General features: G+C 68.1%; 14 protein-coding genes. 10 read left to right on the top strand and 4 right to left on the bottom strand.

Annotated features, from left to right (window positions below):
- The first annotated feature begins 128 nt into the window (after positions 1-128).
- The 6 genes from ACNH6H_RS24265 (at position 129) to ACNH6H_RS24240 (ending at position 6,365) form a co-directional block, all read left to right on the top strand.
- On the top strand, positions 129-812 hold the full coding sequence (locus tag ACNH6H_RS24265; protein WP_418320836.1) for a hypothetical protein: 684 nt from the start codon (positions 129-131) through the stop codon (positions 810-812).
- A 138-nt stretch (positions 813-950) separates the two neighbouring features.
- Positions 951-2,939 carry an ATP-binding protein gene (locus ACNH6H_RS24260; protein ID WP_418320835.1) on the top strand — a complete coding sequence of 663 codons (1,989 nt, stop codon included), beginning with the start codon at positions 951-953 and terminating at the stop codon, positions 2,937-2,939.
- The gene (locus tag ACNH6H_RS24255; RefSeq protein WP_418320834.1) at positions 2,936-3,655 is read left to right on the top strand and encodes a response regulator; all 720 of its coding nucleotides are present in this window, start codon (positions 2,936-2,938) and stop codon (positions 3,653-3,655) included. Before ACNH6H_RS24260 ends, ACNH6H_RS24255 begins: the two co-directional genes overlap by 4 nt.
- Before the next feature lie 121 nt (positions 3,656-3,776).
- On the top strand, positions 3,777-4,316 hold the full coding sequence (locus ACNH6H_RS24250) for a TRAP transporter small permease subunit (protein WP_418320833.1): 540 nt from the start codon (positions 3,777-3,779) through the stop codon (positions 4,314-4,316).
- Positions 4,317-4,395: 79 nt separating this feature from the next.
- Complete coding sequence (locus tag ACNH6H_RS24245) at positions 4,396-5,889, top strand: TRAP transporter large permease (RefSeq protein ID WP_418320832.1); 1,494 nt, start codon at positions 4,396-4,398, stop codon at positions 5,887-5,889.
- A gap of 11 nt (positions 5,890-5,900) precedes the next feature.
- The gene (locus ACNH6H_RS24240; protein ID WP_418320831.1) at positions 5,901-6,365 is read left to right on the top strand and encodes a hypothetical protein; all 465 of its coding nucleotides are present in this window, start codon (positions 5,901-5,903) and stop codon (positions 6,363-6,365) included.
- 18 nt (positions 6,366-6,383) lie between these two features.
- Here ACNH6H_RS24240 and ACNH6H_RS24235 read toward each other — a convergent pair whose 3' ends face one another.
- The 3 genes from ACNH6H_RS24235 to ACNH6H_RS24225 all read right to left on the bottom strand — a co-directional run bounded on the left by ACNH6H_RS24235 (position 6,384) and on the right by ACNH6H_RS24225 (position 10,483).
- A complete protein-coding gene (locus ACNH6H_RS24235; RefSeq protein WP_418320830.1) occupies positions 6,384-6,635 on the bottom strand; it encodes a hypothetical protein in 252 nt (83 codons plus the stop codon).
- A gap of 109 nt (positions 6,636-6,744) precedes the next feature.
- The gene (locus tag ACNH6H_RS24230) at positions 6,745-8,139 is read right to left on the bottom strand and encodes a M20 family metallopeptidase (protein ID WP_418320829.1); all 1,395 of its coding nucleotides are present in this window, start codon (positions 8,137-8,139) and stop codon (positions 6,745-6,747) included.
- Positions 8,140-8,209: 70 nt separating this feature from the next.
- Complete coding sequence (locus ACNH6H_RS24225) at positions 8,210-10,483, bottom strand: DUF255 domain-containing protein (protein ID WP_418320828.1); 2,274 nt, start codon at positions 10,481-10,483, stop codon at positions 8,210-8,212.
- A 160-nt stretch (positions 10,484-10,643) separates the two neighbouring features.
- On the opposite strand from ACNH6H_RS24225, the gene fghA reads away from it, so the two are divergent.
- Entirely contained in the window at positions 10,644-11,513 is an 870-nt protein-coding gene (fghA, locus tag ACNH6H_RS24220) for an S-formylglutathione hydrolase (RefSeq protein ID WP_418320827.1), read from the top strand.
- Between the two features lie 107 nt (positions 11,514-11,620).
- Positions 11,621-12,088, top strand: a complete 468-nt coding sequence (locus ACNH6H_RS24215) for a CreA family protein (protein ID WP_418321481.1) — start codon at positions 11,621-11,623, stop codon at positions 12,086-12,088.
- A 12-nt stretch (positions 12,089-12,100) separates the two neighbouring features.
- On the opposite strand, the gene ACNH6H_RS24210 is transcribed toward ACNH6H_RS24215, so the two are convergent.
- Positions 12,101-12,778: an NrtR DNA-binding winged helix domain-containing protein gene (locus ACNH6H_RS24210; protein WP_418320826.1), complete on the bottom strand. Its 678-nt coding sequence runs from the start codon at positions 12,776-12,778 to the stop codon at positions 12,101-12,103.
- Positions 12,779-13,004: 226 nt separating this feature from the next.
- Here ACNH6H_RS24210 and ACNH6H_RS24205 point away from each other — a divergent pair, with 226 nt between their 5' ends.
- Both ACNH6H_RS24205 and ACNH6H_RS24200 read left to right on the top strand, forming a co-directional pair.
- Complete coding sequence (locus tag ACNH6H_RS24205) at positions 13,005-15,140, top strand: alpha/beta hydrolase family protein (RefSeq protein ID WP_418320825.1); 2,136 nt, start codon at positions 13,005-13,007, stop codon at positions 15,138-15,140.
- 136 nt (positions 15,141-15,276) lie between these two features.
- Complete coding sequence (locus tag ACNH6H_RS24200) at positions 15,277-16,767, top strand: YncE family protein (protein ID WP_418320824.1); 1,491 nt, start codon at positions 15,277-15,279, stop codon at positions 16,765-16,767.
- The last annotated feature ends 179 nt before the right edge of the window (positions 16,768-16,946 follow it).

The raw sequence follows: 16,946 nt of genomic DNA, 5'->3' as shown, positions 1-16,946 counted from the left end.
CGTGCATCCGGCCGCGCGGCCGGATCGCGGATAGCCGCAGCTCAGCGGACCTGACCGATGTGATCCAATCGCGGCGCGCCGGCGCGCCGCGCCGGACGCCGTCCCTCCCCTTCGATCACGTCATTCCGATGTCCCGCATTCCGGCCCTCCTCGCGCTGCTGCTCCTCGCAGCCACCTCCGCCCACGCCGGGCGCCCGCTGAACACAGACGATGCCGGCGTGCTCGACCGCGGTGCCTGTGAACTCGAAGGCGCGGCCGAGCGGCAGCGGGCAGGATCCGACCGCTCGACGACGCAGACGCTGCAACTCGGCTGCGGCGTCGGCCGCCACACGCAACTGGCGTTGGCAACGGGCCGCGCGAAGGACGCCGGCACCCGCGCTGATCTGCTCGGCTTGTCCGGCAAGACTGCGCTCGCCGGCGACGAAGGCCGGCCGATGACGACGCTCGGCTACGGCATCGATGGTTCCCGCTCTCCGGGCGGCAACTGGCGGCACGCGGCAAGCGCGCTGACGCTGATCCACAGCCGGCCGCTCGGCCACATCGGAACACTGCACCTGAAGCTCGGGCACTCACGCGACGAAGTGGCCAAGCGCAGGTCGACGCCCTGGGGCATCGGCTTTGAACATGCCGCGCTCGGTTCGCTGACGCCGGTCGCCGAACTGCACGGCGACGACCGCGAGGCGCCGCGCTGGAATGTCGGCCTGCGCTGGACGGTGGCGGCCGAGCGCGTCTGGCTCGACGCGTCGTACGGCCGGCAGATCGCGCCGGGCCGGCCGCAGCTGCTCAGCGTCGGCTTCAAGCTCGGGTTCTGAGCCAGGCTCAGCAGCGCGGGCGGTGTCGATTCGCTTTGCCACGCTGCATTCGCCCGGCGACGGACGGCCTGCACGCGTAGCCGGTTTCGATATGCGGCATTTACACCGCGTATGCGATAACCGCGGCTGCATTGCCCCATGACCTTCCCGCCACCACATCCCGCTGCCGTCGCGCCCACCGCACCGGCTTCACCCCGGCTGCTGCTCGCGGTGCTCGCCGACGACGAGGCGCCGCGGCTGGTCGAGGCCGCATTCCGCTTGCACCAGACGCTCGGTGGCAGCTGGTCGGTGGTCGGCCTGGATACGCTGGAGACCGAATCGCGTGCCGCCCGCCACCGCGCCTGCCTGCTCGACGCATTGACCGAAGCCGAGCGCCGCGGCGCCCGCGTCAGCCGCATCAGCACCGGCAGCCACGCGCCGAGTGCAGCCGTCGAGGCCTTGATCCACCGCGCGCGCAGCGCGCAGGCGACGATGCTGGTGATCGGCCGCTCGCGGCTCGCCGGCTCGAACTGGACCGGCAACCGCACGCGGCTCAGCGATTTCACCGACATGTTGTCGCAGTCACTGCCGGAAGTGACGCTGCACGTCGTGGCCTTGCCGGGCGAAGCCACTGTGCCGGTGCAGCGCCGCTGGCAGCCGCGCTTGCCTGGCGGCTGGATCACGGTGCTGGCGACGTTGTCGGCCTGTACCGCGCTGGCGGCATGGCTGGAGACGCAGCTCCATCCGGACGGCCTGATCACGATCTACCTCGCCGGCATCGTCTTCATCGCGTCGCGCAGCAGCAAGGCGGCGACGCTGACGGCCGCTGCTGCGGCGATTGCGCTCTACGACCTGTTGTTCGTCGCGCCACGCTGGTCGCTGAAGCCGGCCGATCCGGAAGACTATCTGGCGTTTGCGCTGATGCTGGCCACCGGCTGGCTGGTCAGCCACCTCGGCGCCGGCATGCGCGACCATGCGCGGATGGCCGAAGCCCGTGCCCGCCGCGCCCAGGCACAAAGTGAACTCGCACTCGGCCTGGTCGGCGCCGGTGGCGCCGACGCCGTCGGCGCGGCGCTGGCCGACGCATTGCAATCGTCGCTGCAGGTGCGCGCCTGCATGCTGGTGGCGGCGGATCGCGAGGCGCAGCGTGTCGGCATCAGACACGAAGAGATGCCCGAGCCTGATCCGACGCTCGCCGCGACGGTGCTCGCGAGCGGCCGCGATGCCGGCGCCGGCACCGAGATCGAACCCGGCGCGCCGCTGCGTTACCTGCCACTGCGTGTCGGTGACGAGGCGCTCGGCGTGCTGGCACTGCAGCCGTTGCCGGCGGGCCGCGACTCGCTGGAAGACTGGCACCTGGTGCGCGCGCTGGCGAACCAGGCCGCACTCGGCCTGGACCGGGCACGGACCGAGCAGCGCCGCGTCCAGGCAGCGATCGAGACCGAGCGCGAGCGGCTGCGCAACACCTTGCTCGCCGGTCTGTCGCACGATTTCCGCACGCCGCTGACGACGATCGTCGGCAGCGCAACGACGCTGCTCGAGCAAGGTGGTGCGATCGACGAGCAACATCGGCGCGCATTGCTCGAATCGCTGCTGCAGCAGGCCCGGCGGCTCAATGTGATGACCAGCAACCTGCTCGACATGACGCGGCTGCAGGAGGGCGCGATCGCGCTGGCGCCCGAGTGGTGCCCTGCCGATGAACTGCTTGCCGAAGCCGAGGCTGCGGTGCGTCCGATCCTTGGCCGGCGCCGGCTCGATCTGCATGCCGATCCGGAGGCGCTGGTCTGGTGCGACCCGCGACTGATCGGCCAGCTGCTCGTCAACCTGCTCGACAATGCGGTGCGTCATACCGGCGAGCGCGGCCACATCCAGATGGCCGTCGATGTCGGCGATGGCCGTTGCACACTGACGGTGCGCGACGACGGGCCGGGCATACCGCCCGGCGAGGAGCAGCGCATCTTCCGCAAATTCCACCGCGCCGGCGACGGCCGCGACGGCGCCAGCCGCGGCCTCGGGCTGGCGATCTGCGCGGCGGTCGCCGAGCTGCACGGCGCAACGATCAGCGCCCGCAATGACGGCGGCGCCCGTTTCGAGATACTGCTGCCGCAACCCGCGCGGCCGCAGCTTGATGATGGAGAAACCCGATGAATCCGGTGCGGCCACGCGTCGTCCAGGTGCTGGTGATCGAGGACGATCCGGCGATCCGCCAGTTATTGCGAACCACGCTCGAAGCCGAAGGCCATGCGGTGCATGAAGCCGCGACCGCACGCGATGGCCGCACGCTCGCCGGCAATCGGCGCATCGATGTCTACCTCGTCGACCTCGGCCTGCCCGATGGCGACGGCGTCGCGCTGATCCGCGAACTGCGCGGCTGGACACAACGACCGATCCTCGTGCTGTCGGCACGCACGCAGGAGGCGCAGAAGGTCGAGGCGCTCGATGCCGGTGCCGACGATTTCGTCACCAAGCCGTTCGGCGTTGCCGAACTGCATGCGCGGCTGCGGGTCGCGCTGCGCCATGCCTCGCAGACGACACTGGAAGGCGAGGCAGCGCTGACCGTCGGGCCGGCGACGGTCGATCTGAGCGCGAAGACCGTGCAGCGCGACGGCGAGCAGGTGCACCTGACCGCCACCCAGTGGCGGCTGCTCGAGGTGTTGTGCCGCCACGCCGGCCGCGTCGTCACCGCGCGCCAGTTGCTGCGCGAGGTCTGGGGACCGGGCCATGCCGACCAGGCGCATTACCTGCGGATCTATATCCGCCAGTTGCGACAGAAACTCGAGGCCGATCCCGCCCATCCGGTGCACCTCGTCACCGAGACCGGCGTCGGCTATCGCCTCGTCATCGACAACGATTCGATCGGCTGATCGCGCGGCAGCAGCAGCCGTTTGCGCGATCGCGCAGCGCGTTGTTTATACGCGCCCTTTACGCGACCAACCGTAACCTTCTCGCCAGTGTCCGGACAGGGGTCTGGAGCGAGGAGGAATCATGGATGCGCTGTTGACATTGGCGCGATGGATCGATGCGCTGAACGACCGCATGGCCGATCTGGCCAAGTGGGCTGTAGGCATCGCCTGCGCGGTCAGCGCGGGCAATGCGATTGCACGTTATGCCTTCGACCTCGGTTCGAATGCGCTGCTCGAGATGCAGTGGTATCTGTTTGCCGGCTGCGTGATGCTGGGCGCCGCGCAGGTGCTGCGGCTCAATGAGCATGTCCGCGTCGACGTCGTCTACGCCAAGTACCCGACGCGCGGCAAGGTGCTCGTCGATCTGTTCGGCATGTTGTTTTTCCTGATCCCGGTGACGACCGCGGTGCTCGTGCTGGCCTGGCCGGTCTTCATGCGGATGGTCGAAAGCGGCGAGATGTCGCCGAATGCCGGCGGCCTGATCCGCTGGCCGGTGATGCTGATGATCCCGCTCGGCATGGCCTTGCTGCTGCTGCAGGGCATCTCCGAAATCATCAAGAGGAGCGGCTGGCTGATGCACTGCTTCGAGATGGACGCGCACTACGAAAGGCCGCTGCAATGAATGCCACCGCCCGGCCGCCCGAAGGTGGCATTCGCCCTCCCCCGGGGAGGAAGTCATGCAATGACCGGAGGGTCGTCAAATGAACCCGCAAGAGTTCGCGCCGATCATGTTCGGCGGGCTGATCGCGATCCTGCTGATCGGTTTTCCAGTCGCCTTTTCGCTCGCCGCGCTCGGCCTGCTGTGCGGCCTGATCGGCATCTCGATGGGCTGGTTTCCGGCCGCGTTCATGGGCAACCTGCCGCTGAACGTGCTCGGCATCCTGTCGAATGAATTGCTGCTCGCGATCCCGTTCTTCACGCTGATGGGCGCGATCCTCGAGAAATGCGGCCTCGCCGAGGACCTGCTCGAATCGATGGGCCAGCTGTTCGGCCCGCGCCGCGGCGGCCTCGGCTACTCGGTGATCATCGTCGGCTTCATCCTCGGCGCGATCACCGGCACGGTGGCCGGCCAGGTGATCGCGATGGCGATGATCGCGCTGCCGGTGATGATGCGTTACGGCTACAACATGCGTTATGCGACCGGCGTGCTCGCTGCGTCGGGCACGATCACGCAGCTGGTGCCGCCGTCGCTGGTGCTGGTCGTGCTGGCCGACCAGCTCGGCCGCTCGGTCGGCGACATGTACAAGGGTGCATGGGGACCGGCGGTGCTGCAGGTGCTGCTGTTCGCGATCTATACCTTCGTGCTGACCCGCCTGAAACCGGCCGACCTGCCGCCGCTGCCGCCAGAGGCGCGCACGCTGCAAGGCCGCGACCTGTGGATCAAGGCGCTGCGCGGCATCGTGCCGTCGGCCATCCTGATCTTCGCGGTGCTCGGCAGCATGGGCGGCCTGCCCGGCATCACCACCGCGATCGCGACGCCGACCGAGGCCGGCGCGATGGGTGCGGTCGGCGCATGTCTGCTGGCGGCGATCCACAAGCGGCTGACCTGGACGCTGCTGGTGGCATCACTTGCCGGCACGGCACGCATCACCGCGATGGTGGTCTTCATCCTGATCGGCTCGCGGCTGTTCTCGCTGGTCTTCCAGGGCGTCGACGGACACATCTGGATCGAGCACATGCTGACCAGCCTGCCCGGCGGGCAGATCGGCTTCCTGATCGTCGTCAACATCTTCATCTTCATCCTCGCGTTTTTCCTCGACTTCTTCGAGATCGCGTTCATCATCCTGCCGCTGCTCGCGCCGGTCGCCGACAAGCTCGGCATCGACCTGGTCTGGTTCGGCGTGATGTTGTGCGTCAACATGCAGACGAGCTTCATGCACCCGCCGTTCGGCTTCGCGCTGTTCTACCTGCGCGGCATCTCGGACACGCTGTTCAAGAACGGCGCGCTGCCGCGGGCGGTGACGTCGAAGGACATCTACCTCGGCTCGATACCGTTCATCGTGATGCAGCTCGCGCTGGTCGCGCTGGTGATCGCGGTGCCGCAGACGGTGACCGGCATGCTCGACAAGGCGAAGGTGATCGACATCGACAAGGTCGAGTTGCCGGCGGCCGACATACGTGCCTCCGAGCCCGACGACGCAAAGGCGATCCAGGATCTGTTCAGCATTCCGCCGGCACCAGCGAGGGCACCATGACGAGCACGACGATGAACTCGACAGCGACCGATACGGGCACCGAGCCTGGCATCGAAGCGATGCCGGCGATCGAGGGACCGTCGTTCCCGCTCACCGGGCGACTGCTCGCCACCGGCGTGCTTGGGCTGCTCGGCGTGCTCGGCGTGCAGGCAGCAGGAGCCGGCGGCTGGGACGGCGTCGGCAGCGACCAGTGGCTGCTGTCAGGCCTCGCGGTGTTCGCGGTCTGTCTCGGCTGGTGGCATGTGATGACCTGCCGCACCCGCATCGCCGACGGCAGGATCAGCCACAGCGCGCCATGGGGCCGCACGATCGACCTGGCCGATGTGACGCAGGTCAAGCTGATCCGCGTGCCCGGGCTGTCGGCATTGATCGTGCCGCGGCTGGTCGTGCGCACCCGCGGCAACGGCACGACGACCTTCCATGCCGGCAACGAACGGCTGGTCGCAGCCTTCCGGCTGCTCGCGCACGGCCATTGACCCGCTACCGCAACCGCTCTAGCGGGGTTGCTCAGGCATGGCCGAAAGGCGCGCAGCCGGCAATGTTTCACCCGACTGCGTCGCCATCGCGAGTACCGATGGCTTGGCAGCGGATGGCGTTGCCGCCTGGCGGGTTCTCTGTTGCGCCGCCTGCTGGCTGCGCGCCAGCAGCACATGGCGCTCGGGCGGCGCGATCGAGACGACGGCGCTGAACAGGATCAACGTGATCGATGCGGCGGCGGTGGCGGCTATCAGGCGGGGGACGTCCATGGCGATCTCCGGTGAGGTTTTTCGACGTGCCTTCACTGTGCAAAATCGCCCGCGCCGCGTCCTTGAGCGGCCTGAATGAGACCTGAATCGTTCTGAAGCGCCTGCCCGCTCAGCCGGCTGCGGCGGGTGTGCCGCCCGCGCCGAGGTCCCAGTAAAGACCGGTCATCACCAGCAGCGCCTCGCGCAGCAGCTCCGGTGGCAGGTGTTCGTTCGGCGCATGCTGCGAACAGCCGGGATACGAATGCGGCACCCACACGGTGCGCAGGCCGAGCACGTCGGTGAAGATGTCGTTCGGCAACGAGCCACCGAGATTCGGCAAGATGGCCGGCGTCTTGCCGCTGGTCTCGGCAATCGACGAGGCCACCCACCGCACCCACGGATCGTCCGGATCGATGCGGGTTGCGCGAAAACGCTCCTCGCCGGTTTCGACGATCTCGACCATCTGAAAACCATGCCGGTCGAGGTGCCGACGCAGCGCCGGCAGGATCCGGCTGTCGTTGATGCCGACAACAAAGCGCAACTGGCAGCGCGCCCACGCGCGCGGCGGGATCGCATTGACCGGCGTCTCGGGATTGCCGGTCTTGAATGCCAGCACCTCGAACGAACACCAGCCGAAGACGCGTTCGGCCGGCGACAGCCCGGGCTCGCCCCAGCCGGCGTCGATCGCCGGTCCATCCACACCGCCATCGACCTCGCAGTCGGCCAGCGCGCGACGCACCGCGGCCGGCAGTTCCGACGGCACCCATTCGGCAATGCGGATCTGGCCGGTCGGCGAGACGATGCTGGCAATCGCATGGGCCATCTGAATTCCGGGGTTCGAGATCAGCCCGCCCCAATTGCCCGAATGGTGGCCACCGGCGCGTGCGTCGATGCGCAGGTCGAAATTCAGGCAACCGCGCGAGCCGAGAAAAAGCGTCGGCCGGTCGGCGCGCAGCCGCGGGCCGTCGGAAGCGAGCAGCAGATCGGCGTCGAACAGCGCGCGGTGCTCGGCACACAACTCGCGCAAACCGGGCGAGCCGGTTTCCTCGCCCATCTCGATCAGGTATTTGGCATTGAAGCCGAGCCGGCCGCGCTCGGCGAGCACGTTGGCCATCGCCTGCAGGTTGATCGAATGCTGGCCCTTGTTGTCGGCGATGCCGCGGCCATACCAGCGGCCGTCGTGTTCGCTCAGCTGCCATGGCGACAGCCCGGACCGCCATTCCGGCTCGAGGCCGCGGATCACGTCGCCATGGCCATAACCGAATACCGTCGGCAGCCCGGTCCCCTCGATGCGCTGCGCAAACAGGAACGGCGCCTTCGCCAGCGGATGGCGCAGCGTCCGGCACTTGAAACCCATTGCCTCGAACGCCGGCTGCATCTCATCGGACAGATAGGCCGCCAGGACATCGGCACGTTCCGGCCTCTGGCTCTCGGTCGGCATCGCGATCCGCCGCGCCAGCGTCGTGCGGAATTCGCCGCAGTCGAAATGTTCACCGGCACGGGCAATTGCTGCGGAGCGGGTCATCGGTGGGTCTCCTCGGACGGCATGCCGCGCCGCGATCGGCGCCGCCGGCACGATAGCCGATCCGACCGGCTCAGCGTCCGGCTGTTCTCGTCACGACGCCGGCCAGCCCGGCCAGCTGCACCGTTTCCGGCGCCAGGCAGACGCGGTCCGAGCAGGTCTGCAGCGCGATCGAAAGCCTCACCAGCGGGAAGTCGCCTGCCGGTCTGCCGTCGGGCAACCGGACGTCAAAGCGCGCGCTGCCGTCGAGCACCAGCAGCAGATCGCCGGCGCTGCCGAAGCGCAACGGCTTGCCCGGCGGGTATGCGACCTTGGCATCGGCAGCGCCTGCCACGGCGATGCGCGTCGGGCGCAGATAGTCCTGCATCGGCCGATCCGAATTGATGTGCCAGCCGGGCCGGATATCGGCGGTCACGACGACATGCGCACCACCTGCCGGCGCCGGGCTGGCGGCCACCGTCAGCCGGACCCGGCCCGCCGCCGCAAACACGACCGGCGCCGGTGCCGGCTCCTCGATCTCGTGCAGTGCGGCGGTCAGCCATGCATGGTTGTCGGCGCCGGCAAACCGGTGCAGCGCATGTGCGACACGGTCGCGCGCGGCGACAAATTCACGCTCGTCGCTGCGCCGCGCGAGTTGCGTCAGGGAGCGCAGCAGCACCGCCGATGCCGACAAACCGGTGCGGTCACGCGCGAAGGTGTCGAGCGCCTGATCGAGTGCTGCGCGATCTGCCGGCAAATTGCGCTGCAGCAATTGCCGCGCCGCGGCAATCCAGCGCGGCTTGCCGTCGGCATCGTGCAGCGCGGTCAGCGCCGCCAGCAGCCACGCCAAGTCCTCGATGCTGCCCGTGTGCGCGGCCTGGCCGCCGAGGCTGTAGCGACGGATCACACCGCCCTTTGCATTGATCGCGAGCAGCCGGCGCATCCGCGTTGCCGCCTTGAGCGCCAGCTCCGGCCGGTTGAGCACCGGCGCGCACTCGGCCAGCGTCGCCACCATGTTGGCATTCCAGGCGGTGATCGCCTTGTCGTCGCGGCGTGGCGCCGGGTGCGATGCGCGAATCCGGCGCAGCGCGTTCAGCAATTTGTCGGGCACCGGGCCGGCACCCGATGCAGGCACCAGCAACATGCCGCCGTTCGACTGCATCACGCTGTCGAAGTGGCGCTCGAGCAATGGCCGCAGCGGCGCAGCCAGCCGGTCCTCGTCGTCGAAGCTCCACAGGTAAAAAGCACCTTCGGCACCGGCCGATTCCGAATCGAACGAGGCCGCAAACAGGCCGGAACCGGTCGAGAACCGCGTCAATGAGAAATCGATGATCCGGCCTGCCGCAGCGCCGAGCGCGGCATCGCCCGAGATCGCCAGACCCTGGCACAGCAGCCGCCCGACCTGCGCCTGGTCGTACAGCATCTTCTCGAAATGCGGCTGCTTCCAGCTGCGTGCGATCGAGTAGCGGAAAACACCGCCATCGATCGGATCACTGAGCCCGCCGCCGGCAATCGCTCGCAGCGTCTCGACGAGCTTGCGGGCGTGCGCCGCATCGCCGCTGCGCAGAAAGGCATCGCGCAATACGCCCACTTCGGCCGGCGCCGGAAATTTGCGGCCGGTACCGAAACCCTTGTCGACCGGGTCGAAATCGGCGGCGATGCGTTGCACCGTCTGTGCATAGGCCTCGCCGACCGCCAGCGCCGCCGCCGGCGGCTGCGCGCTGCGCCGATGCCGCTCGGCATTCGCCGTGGCCAGTTCGCGCAGCCGCTGGCGGTCGGTCCGCCAGTGGTTTTCGAGCCGCCGCAGCGTCGCCAGCAGCTCGTCGCGCGACAGATAGGTCGCGCCCCAGATCACCTCGCCGTCGGGCGTCAGCACCAGGTTCATCGGCCAGCCCGGCGCGACGCCGAGCGTCTCGAGCCAGGCCAGAAAACGGCGGTCGACATCGGGGCGTTCCTCGCTGTCGATCTTGATGCTGACGAAGCCGCGGTTCAGCACCTCGGCGATTGCCAGGTCGTCGAACGATTCACGCGCCATCACATGGCACCAGTGGCAACTCGAATAACCGATCGAGATGAATTTCAGCGCACCGCTTGTGCGCGCCTTCGCATCCGCATCTCCGCCCCACGGCAACCAGTCGATCGGACTGTGGGCGTAATCACGCAGATAGGGCGAGCGCTCGCGGACCAGCGCATTGGCGAAGCGGGGCTGGCCGCTGGCATCGCGGTGGCGGGTCGCTGGCGAACGCTGGGTGTCGGGAAGAGCCGCCGCGGCTGGTTGCGGCGCGCCAGCGGCCAGCGGCGCCTGCGCAGACATCACCAGCAACAGCGCTGCGAGGTCTTGCCCGGTCAGGCGTCGGATCGTTCCCATCCAACAAGCCTATACCCTGGATGGCGGCTGCAGGCTGCGCCAGGTCAATCTCGTCGCGATCGCGAGCAATGTCTTCGGCCGCCCCGGCTACGATTGAGCGATCGCACGGGCGATCAGCATCGTCGCCCGACCATCTCTTCGGAAGTTTCGGAGCCCATTGATGACAACCCCGTTCGAACGCCTCGAACCGATCAGCAGCCACCAATGTTTCGATGGCGAGCAGCGTTTCTACCGCCACATGTCGAGCGAGATCGGCCTGCCGATGCGCTTCGGGTTGTTTCTGCCGCCGCAGGCGCTGGCCGGACAGGCCGTGCCGTTGCTGACCTGGCTCGCCGGGCTGACCTGCACCGAGGAAACTTTTGCGATCAAGGCCGGTGCGCAGCGCACTGCCAGCGAACTCGGCCTCGCGCTGCTGACACCGGACACCAGCCCGCGCGGCGCCGGTCTCGATGGCGAAGATCACCATTGGGACTTCGGCGTCGGCGCCGGCTTCTACCTCGATGCGACACAGGCGCCGTGGTCCGGCCACTGGTGCATGGAGAGTTATCTGGTGAAGGAACTGCTGCCTGCGGTGCAGAGCGAGTTCGGGCTGGCCAACCAACGGCTTGGCCTGTTCGGCCATTCGATGGGCGGCCACGGCGCGCTGACGCTGTCGCTGCGCCACCCTGGGCTGTTTGCCAGCGTATCGGCATTTGCGCCGATCTGCGCCCCGACCCGCTGCCCATGGGGGCACAAGGCCTTCACCGGCTACCTCGGCCAGGACGAGTCGACCTGGACCGCACACGACGCCAGCGCGCTGATGGCGCAGCAGGCGAGCGCGCCCCATCCTGAGGGCATCCTGATCGACCAGGGTCTGGCCGACCAGTTTCTTGCCGAGCAGCTTTATCCGGAGGCCTTCGAAGAGGCCTGCAACAAAGCCGGCCAGCCGCTGACGCTGCGCCGTCATCCGGGTTTCGACCACGGCTACTATTTCATCGCGAGCTTCGTCGACGATCACCTGCGCCACCATGCGAAAGTGCTGTGCACTTGACGAGCATCCTGACGGCAGGCGCGAGGCGCGCAACGCCGTCGCCACCGAATTCGAACCAGACTGGATTTTTCATGAGTACTGCTGCCCGCCGTCGCCTTCTTCTGCTGATGCGCACCGCACTGTGCGCCGTCGCATTCGGCCATGTGCTGCCGGCCGCCGCCGAAAGGGTCGGCGAGGTCGATACCGTCTTCAAGCTGATCGGCCCGGACCACAAGATCGTCGTCGATGCCTACGACGATCCCGGCGTGCGCGGCGTCACCTGTTATGTCTCGCGCGCGAAGACCGGCGGCATCAAGGGCGGCCTCGGCCTGGCCGAAGACAAGGCCGAAGCGTCGATCGCCTGCCGCCAGACCGGCCCGATCAGCTTTCCGAAGCCGATCCCGCGGGAAGACGAGATGTACAGCGAACGGATCTCGCTGATCTTCAAGAAGCTGCGCGTCGTGCGCATGGTCGACGCGCCGCGCAATACGCTGATCTACCTGACCTATTCGGACCGCGTGATCGAAGGCTCGCCGCAGAACAGCCTGACCGCAGTCGCCGTCGACCGGGGGACACCGATTCCGCTGGAGAAATGAGCCTGACGTTGTTCAACTCCCCGCCACCCTCAGCCGATGCACCTGCGCCGGCCGGTTCGCGCCGCCGCGCATCTCGCCTTCGATCGGCTGCACGAGTTCGCGTTCGGCGAGCTTGCGACGAAACGATGCCTTGTCGAGGCGCCGGCCGAGAATCTGCTCGCAGACCTGCTGCAGTTCGCTCAATGTGAAGGTGGCCGGCAACAGCCCGGCGGGCAGCAGCAGCTGATCGGTTTCGCTGCGCGTCACCGCGATCGCCCGGCCGATCAGTTCGGCATGTTCGAAGGCGAGCCGCCGATCGGCTGCGGCCTCCTCGGCAGCGAACCAGCGCCATTCGTCGGTCCGCTTGCCGGCCCCCGCCTGGAAAACGTCGGCCGGCAGCAGCGCCCGGTAGACGATGGCCAGCGACCACGGCGCGCCGGGATCACGGCTCATCGAGCCGACCGTCAGCAACTGCCGGAAAAACGGCAGCGCGACACCGAGTCGCTCGACCGCGGTGCGTTGCACCGCGGCATCGAGGTCGGCGTCCTGGTCGATCCGCAACACGCCACCAGGCAGCGCCCAGCGGCCGGCATGCGGCTCCCCGTGGCGCTCGCCGAGCAGCACCGACAGTTGGCCGTCGACGATGCCCAGCAAGACGAGTTCGATCCGCGTCGACGGCAGCTCGTGGCGGTTGGGCATGCGGCTGATCATCGGAACGCCTCCTCGTCCGGGCGATCGATAGTGGCAATGTACGCCTAACTGGCCTCGAAATCGAGCGCCTGCAGCTGCCCACGCTCCTCGAACCGCCCCTTGGCACCCCGGCACAATGCTGCGCCGGTATCACCTGTTCGCGACCCCCATGAATGCGGGATGGGGAGTGTCCGCGGCGTCGGGCATGCTGGCTGGCCTCCCCGATTTCCGAGCCGAGCGGACTCCCGTGCAAACTTTCCACGCCTCCACTGTCGCCGCGTTGGCGCTGAACCTGATCTCTGTGCAGCACCGCTGCATCCAGCTGCTGCCGGGCTCGATCACCCGCCGCAGGCCAGCCGTGTGGGCGCGGCAGGCGCTGGCCACGCTGGCCGCAGTGCTTGGCTGCCTGGTCGGTACGGCAGCGGCATCCGGCGGCCAGGCCACTGCTGCGGATTCGACCTTGCCCGATGCCAGGCTTTTCTTTGCAACGCCCGATTTCGAGCAGATCGCGCTGTCGCCATCGGGCCGCTACCTGGCGTTCACGAGTGCGCGCGGCAGCCCGCGCGTCAGCCTGATCGTGATCGATCTGCAGTCCGACAAGCCGCCGGTGGTGCCGGCGCGTTTCGCCGATGCAGACATCGGCGATGTGCGCTGGGTCAACGACGAGATGCTGGTCTTCGACATCGACGACCGCAACCGTGGCGGCGGCGATCAGCGCTGGTGGCCCGGGCTTTATTCGGTGCACCGCGACGGCTCGGGTTTGCGCCTGCTGGTCGACATCGACATGCGCTTTGTCGTCCAGCGGCCGGCTGCGGCGCACCAGCCGCTGCCCGCCAACCACCGACTGCTGCATGTGCCGCGTGGCGACGGACGCGAAGTCATCGTCGGCGAGTGGCAGTTTTCACGCACCGGCGAAGCGTCGGCGGTCATCGCAAAACGGCTCGACGTGGTCAGCGGGCGCAGCAGGTCGTTGTCGTTCGGCGCGCCGGAAAATGTGATGTCCTGGTGGTTCGACGCCGATGGTCAGCCGCGGCTTGTGGCCACCCGCAACGGCAAAGCCGCCGCCTACCACTGGCGCGACGCAGCCGACAAGCCATGGCGGCTGCTGGCCGAATTCGATGCGCTGCTGGCGCCATGGATGCCCCGCCAGATCGATGCCGATGGCAATCTGTACGTCACCGTTGCCAGCGGCGCCGACGGCGCCCACGAGTTGCGGCGCTTCGACTTCGCCACCGGCAAGCCGCAGCCCGAGGCGCTGGTGAAGACGCCGGGTTTCGACTTTTCCGGTCAGATCGTCAGCGAAACACCGGGCAGCCGCGCACTCGGCGTGCGGGTGCTGACCGATGCCGAAACCACCATCTGGTTCGACAAGCGGCTGCAGGCATTGCAGCGCGCCGCCGACGAGCGTTTCCCCGGCACGGTCAACCGCATCAGCTGCCGCCGCTGCGACAACGACGACATGGCGGCGCTGGTCAACAGCTGGTCCGACCGCGAACCGGGCCAGGTCTGGCTGTACCGCGCCGCCGACCAGAGCTGGCGCGCGATCGCGAAGGTCCGGCCGGAGATTGATGCCAGGCAAATGGCGACCACCGATTTTTTCCGCATCCGCACGCGTGACGGCACCGAGATCCCGGTCTGGATCACGACGCCGCCGGGCAAGGCGGAGGCGCCCCGTCCGGCCGTCGTGCTGGTTCATGGTGGGCCCTGGGTGCGAGGCCGCCAATGGAACTGGAGCGCGCATGCGCAATTTCTGGCGTCGCGCGGCTATGTCGTGATCGAGCCTGAATTTCGCGGCAGTACCGGTTATGGCCGGACGCTGTTCAGGGCCGGCTGGAAGAAGTGGGGCACCGCGATGCAGGACGACCTGGTCGATGCGCTCGACTTCGCCGCCGGCAAGGGATTCGTCGACAAGGACCGGGTCTGCATCGCCGGCGCGAGTTATGGCGGTTATGCGACCTTGATGAGCCTGGTCCGCCACCCCGCCGTCTACCGCTGCGGCGTCGCCTGGGTCGCGGTCAGCGATCCGCGGCTGATGATGAAATGGCAATACGGCACCGACGTCGCGAACGAAGCGCGTGAGTACGACCTGCCGCTGCTGATCGGCGACCCGGTTGCCGACAAGGCGATGCTCGATGCCGCGACGCCGGTGCTGCACGCCAGCCGCATCAAGGCGCCGGTGCTGCTTGCAATGGGCGGCGCAGACCGGCGGGTCCCGCTCGAACACGGCACCCGGATGCGCGATGCGCTGAAGGAGGCCGGCAACCCGCCGCTGTGGAAGGAATATGCCGACGAAGGCCACGGCTTCTTCCTGCTCGACAACCGGCTCGACTTCATGCGGCAGGTCGAGCGCTTCCTCGCCGAGCACCTCGCGCCGCGGCGCTGAAGCGCGCGGCGATCTCGCGGCGAGGCTGAAAACCTCACCCTAGAATCCGTCGCCGAAGACACCCACCACGTTCACGGCGCTGGCGCAGGCCGCTGCCGCATTCGCGGCACGACAACCCACCCTGGAGATCCCTTCGATGCGTCAGTTTGTCAGCAGCCGCGGCCTGTGGGTGGCCGCGCTGGTCCTGAGTCTGGCCGCCTGTGGCGGCGGTGGTGGTGGTGGTGCGGCCAGTTCGGCGTCCAACGACATTGGGGCGCGGATGTCCGCCAGCAGCCTGGTGGTTGAACGCGACACCTACCAACGCGGAACCGGTCAGCCCTTGCAGCTGAAACTGCTGGTCGACCGCCTTCCCGGCGAAGGTTTTTTCTACCGGGTCACCCATACATCGAACGCGATCTTCGGCATTGGCAAGACGCCACTCGGCGACGGCAGCATCGACCTTCAGCTCCAGCTGCAGGCTCCGGGCGTACTCGGCAACGGCAGCCATGTCGACACGGTCACGGTCGAGGTCTGCCTGGATCAGGCCTGCCTGCGGCCTGCCGCTGGAAGCCCGTTCCTGGTGCCGGTGACCCTGGCGGTCGGTTTCTTCGCGCCGACCGAGGCCGGAGTGCCCTCCCAGCCACAGACGGCGCTGCAGGCGCTGTCGCACGATCTGGTCGCAGCGGCCTACAGCCGCTCACAGGACACGTTGCTGATGGTGTCACGGACTCCGGTGGCGGCGCTTCATGTCGTCGAGCTCGCCACCGGGCGCAGCCGCAGCATGCCGCTGGCCAGCGCGCCGACGTCGGTGGCGGTCTCGCCGGACGGCCTTCACGCGGCCGTCGGCCACGATGGGGCCGTCTCGCTGGTCGACCTGGGAACGACGGCGAGCGTTCGCCGAATCCCGGTCGGCACGGTGGTCGGCAGCGTCGTGCTCGATGCAAGTGCCCGGATCCATGCGTTCGGCGCGGCGTCGACCTGGACGCCCGTCTTTGTCGTCGACACGGCGACAGGCAGCGTCGAGCCAAGCGTGGCGCGCATTTTCGGCCCCGGCTTTCCGGTGCTGCACCCGGCCGGCACCCGGATCTACTCCGCAGACCGCGACATTTCACCGAGCGATATCTTCCGTGTCTCGCTCGGTGCCAATGGCGTCAGTGCGGTGAAGGACTCGCCATACCACGGCGAATACGAGATCTGCGGGCAGGTCTGGGCCGGCACGCTTGGCGCCCGGCTCTATACCGCATGCGGCAACATCTTCGGCTCGACCGAGGATGTCGGGCTCGACATGCGCTACATCGGAAGCTTTGCGCTGGCTCCGAAATCCGGGCCGGCGCCTTGGGGTTCGATCGCGACGTCGGTCAGCGACAGCCCGGTCAGTGACCGGCTGCTGGTCCTCGAGCAGGACAAGTTCATCTGTGATCCTCGGCAGGACCGGCAGATCGACTGCTTCACGCGGGTCGCAACCCATGCCGCGTCGACATTGGCGCTGCTGTCCCGCAATACGCTGGCGCCGATCACGGTCGGCGCGGACCGCTTCGCGCAGATCGGCCGCTACGTCTTCCACCGCCCGGACGGGCGCGCGCTGCTGCTCAGCGAATTGCGCGGCGCGCCTGCGGCGAACAGCATCCGGCTCAGCACGCTGCCTTGATCCGCAGGGGCCGGGTGACGGCGTCCACTGGCCCGCTGGTCGAGCGCCGAGATAAGCTGGTGGCGATCGTCAAGCCATCGGCTGCACCCCCTGCCGCAGCAATCGATGGCGCCCGTCGACCGAGCGTGCCACCGGGATATTGGTGAAAGTCCGAACGGCGGACCGGCTTTGGATAAAAT

Origin of the sequence: Pseudideonella sakaiensis (genome assembly GCF_048320135.1) — a bacterium.
GTDB classification, from domain to species: Bacteria; Pseudomonadota; Gammaproteobacteria; order Burkholderiales; family Burkholderiaceae_C; genus Ideonella_A; species Ideonella_A sakaiensis_A.
Note: the sequence above shows the minus strand (reverse complement) of the source record. Positions and strands in the feature narration are given on the sequence as shown.

Excerpts from the sequence above, each read along its gene's own strand:
- ACNH6H_RS24265 (WP_418320836.1), top strand. The coding sequence starts at position 129 with ATGTCCCGCATTCCGGCCCTCCTCGCGCTGCTGCTCCTCGCAGCCACC.
- ACNH6H_RS24260 (WP_418320835.1), top strand. The coding sequence starts at position 951 with ATGACCTTCCCGCCACCACATCCCGCTGCCGTCGCGCCCACCGCACCG.
- ACNH6H_RS24255 (WP_418320834.1), top strand. The coding sequence starts at position 2,936 with ATGAATCCGGTGCGGCCACGCGTCGTCCAGGTGCTGGTGATCGAGGAC.
- ACNH6H_RS24250 (WP_418320833.1), top strand. The coding sequence starts at position 3,777 with ATGGATGCGCTGTTGACATTGGCGCGATGGATCGATGCGCTGAACGAC.
- ACNH6H_RS24245 (WP_418320832.1), top strand. The coding sequence starts at position 4,396 with ATGAACCCGCAAGAGTTCGCGCCGATCATGTTCGGCGGGCTGATCGCG.
- ACNH6H_RS24240 (WP_418320831.1), top strand. The coding sequence starts at position 5,901 with ATGAACTCGACAGCGACCGATACGGGCACCGAGCCTGGCATCGAAGCG.
- ACNH6H_RS24235 (WP_418320830.1), bottom strand. The coding sequence starts at position 6,635 with ATGGACGTCCCCCGCCTGATAGCCGCCACCGCCGCCGCATCGATCACG.
- ACNH6H_RS24230 (WP_418320829.1), bottom strand. The coding sequence starts at position 8,139 with ATGACCCGCTCCGCAGCAATTGCCCGTGCCGGTGAACATTTCGACTGC.
- ACNH6H_RS24225 (WP_418320828.1), bottom strand. The coding sequence starts at position 10,483 with ATGGGAACGATCCGACGCCTGACCGGGCAAGACCTCGCAGCGCTGTTG.
- fghA (WP_418320827.1), top strand. The coding sequence starts at position 10,644 with ATGACAACCCCGTTCGAACGCCTCGAACCGATCAGCAGCCACCAATGT.
- ACNH6H_RS24215 (WP_418321481.1), top strand. The coding sequence starts at position 11,621 with ATGCGCACCGCACTGTGCGCCGTCGCATTCGGCCATGTGCTGCCGGCC.
- ACNH6H_RS24210 (WP_418320826.1), bottom strand. The coding sequence starts at position 12,778 with ATGATCAGCCGCATGCCCAACCGCCACGAGCTGCCGTCGACGCGGATC.
- ACNH6H_RS24200 (WP_418320824.1), top strand. The coding sequence starts at position 15,277 with ATGCGTCAGTTTGTCAGCAGCCGCGGCCTGTGGGTGGCCGCGCTGGTC.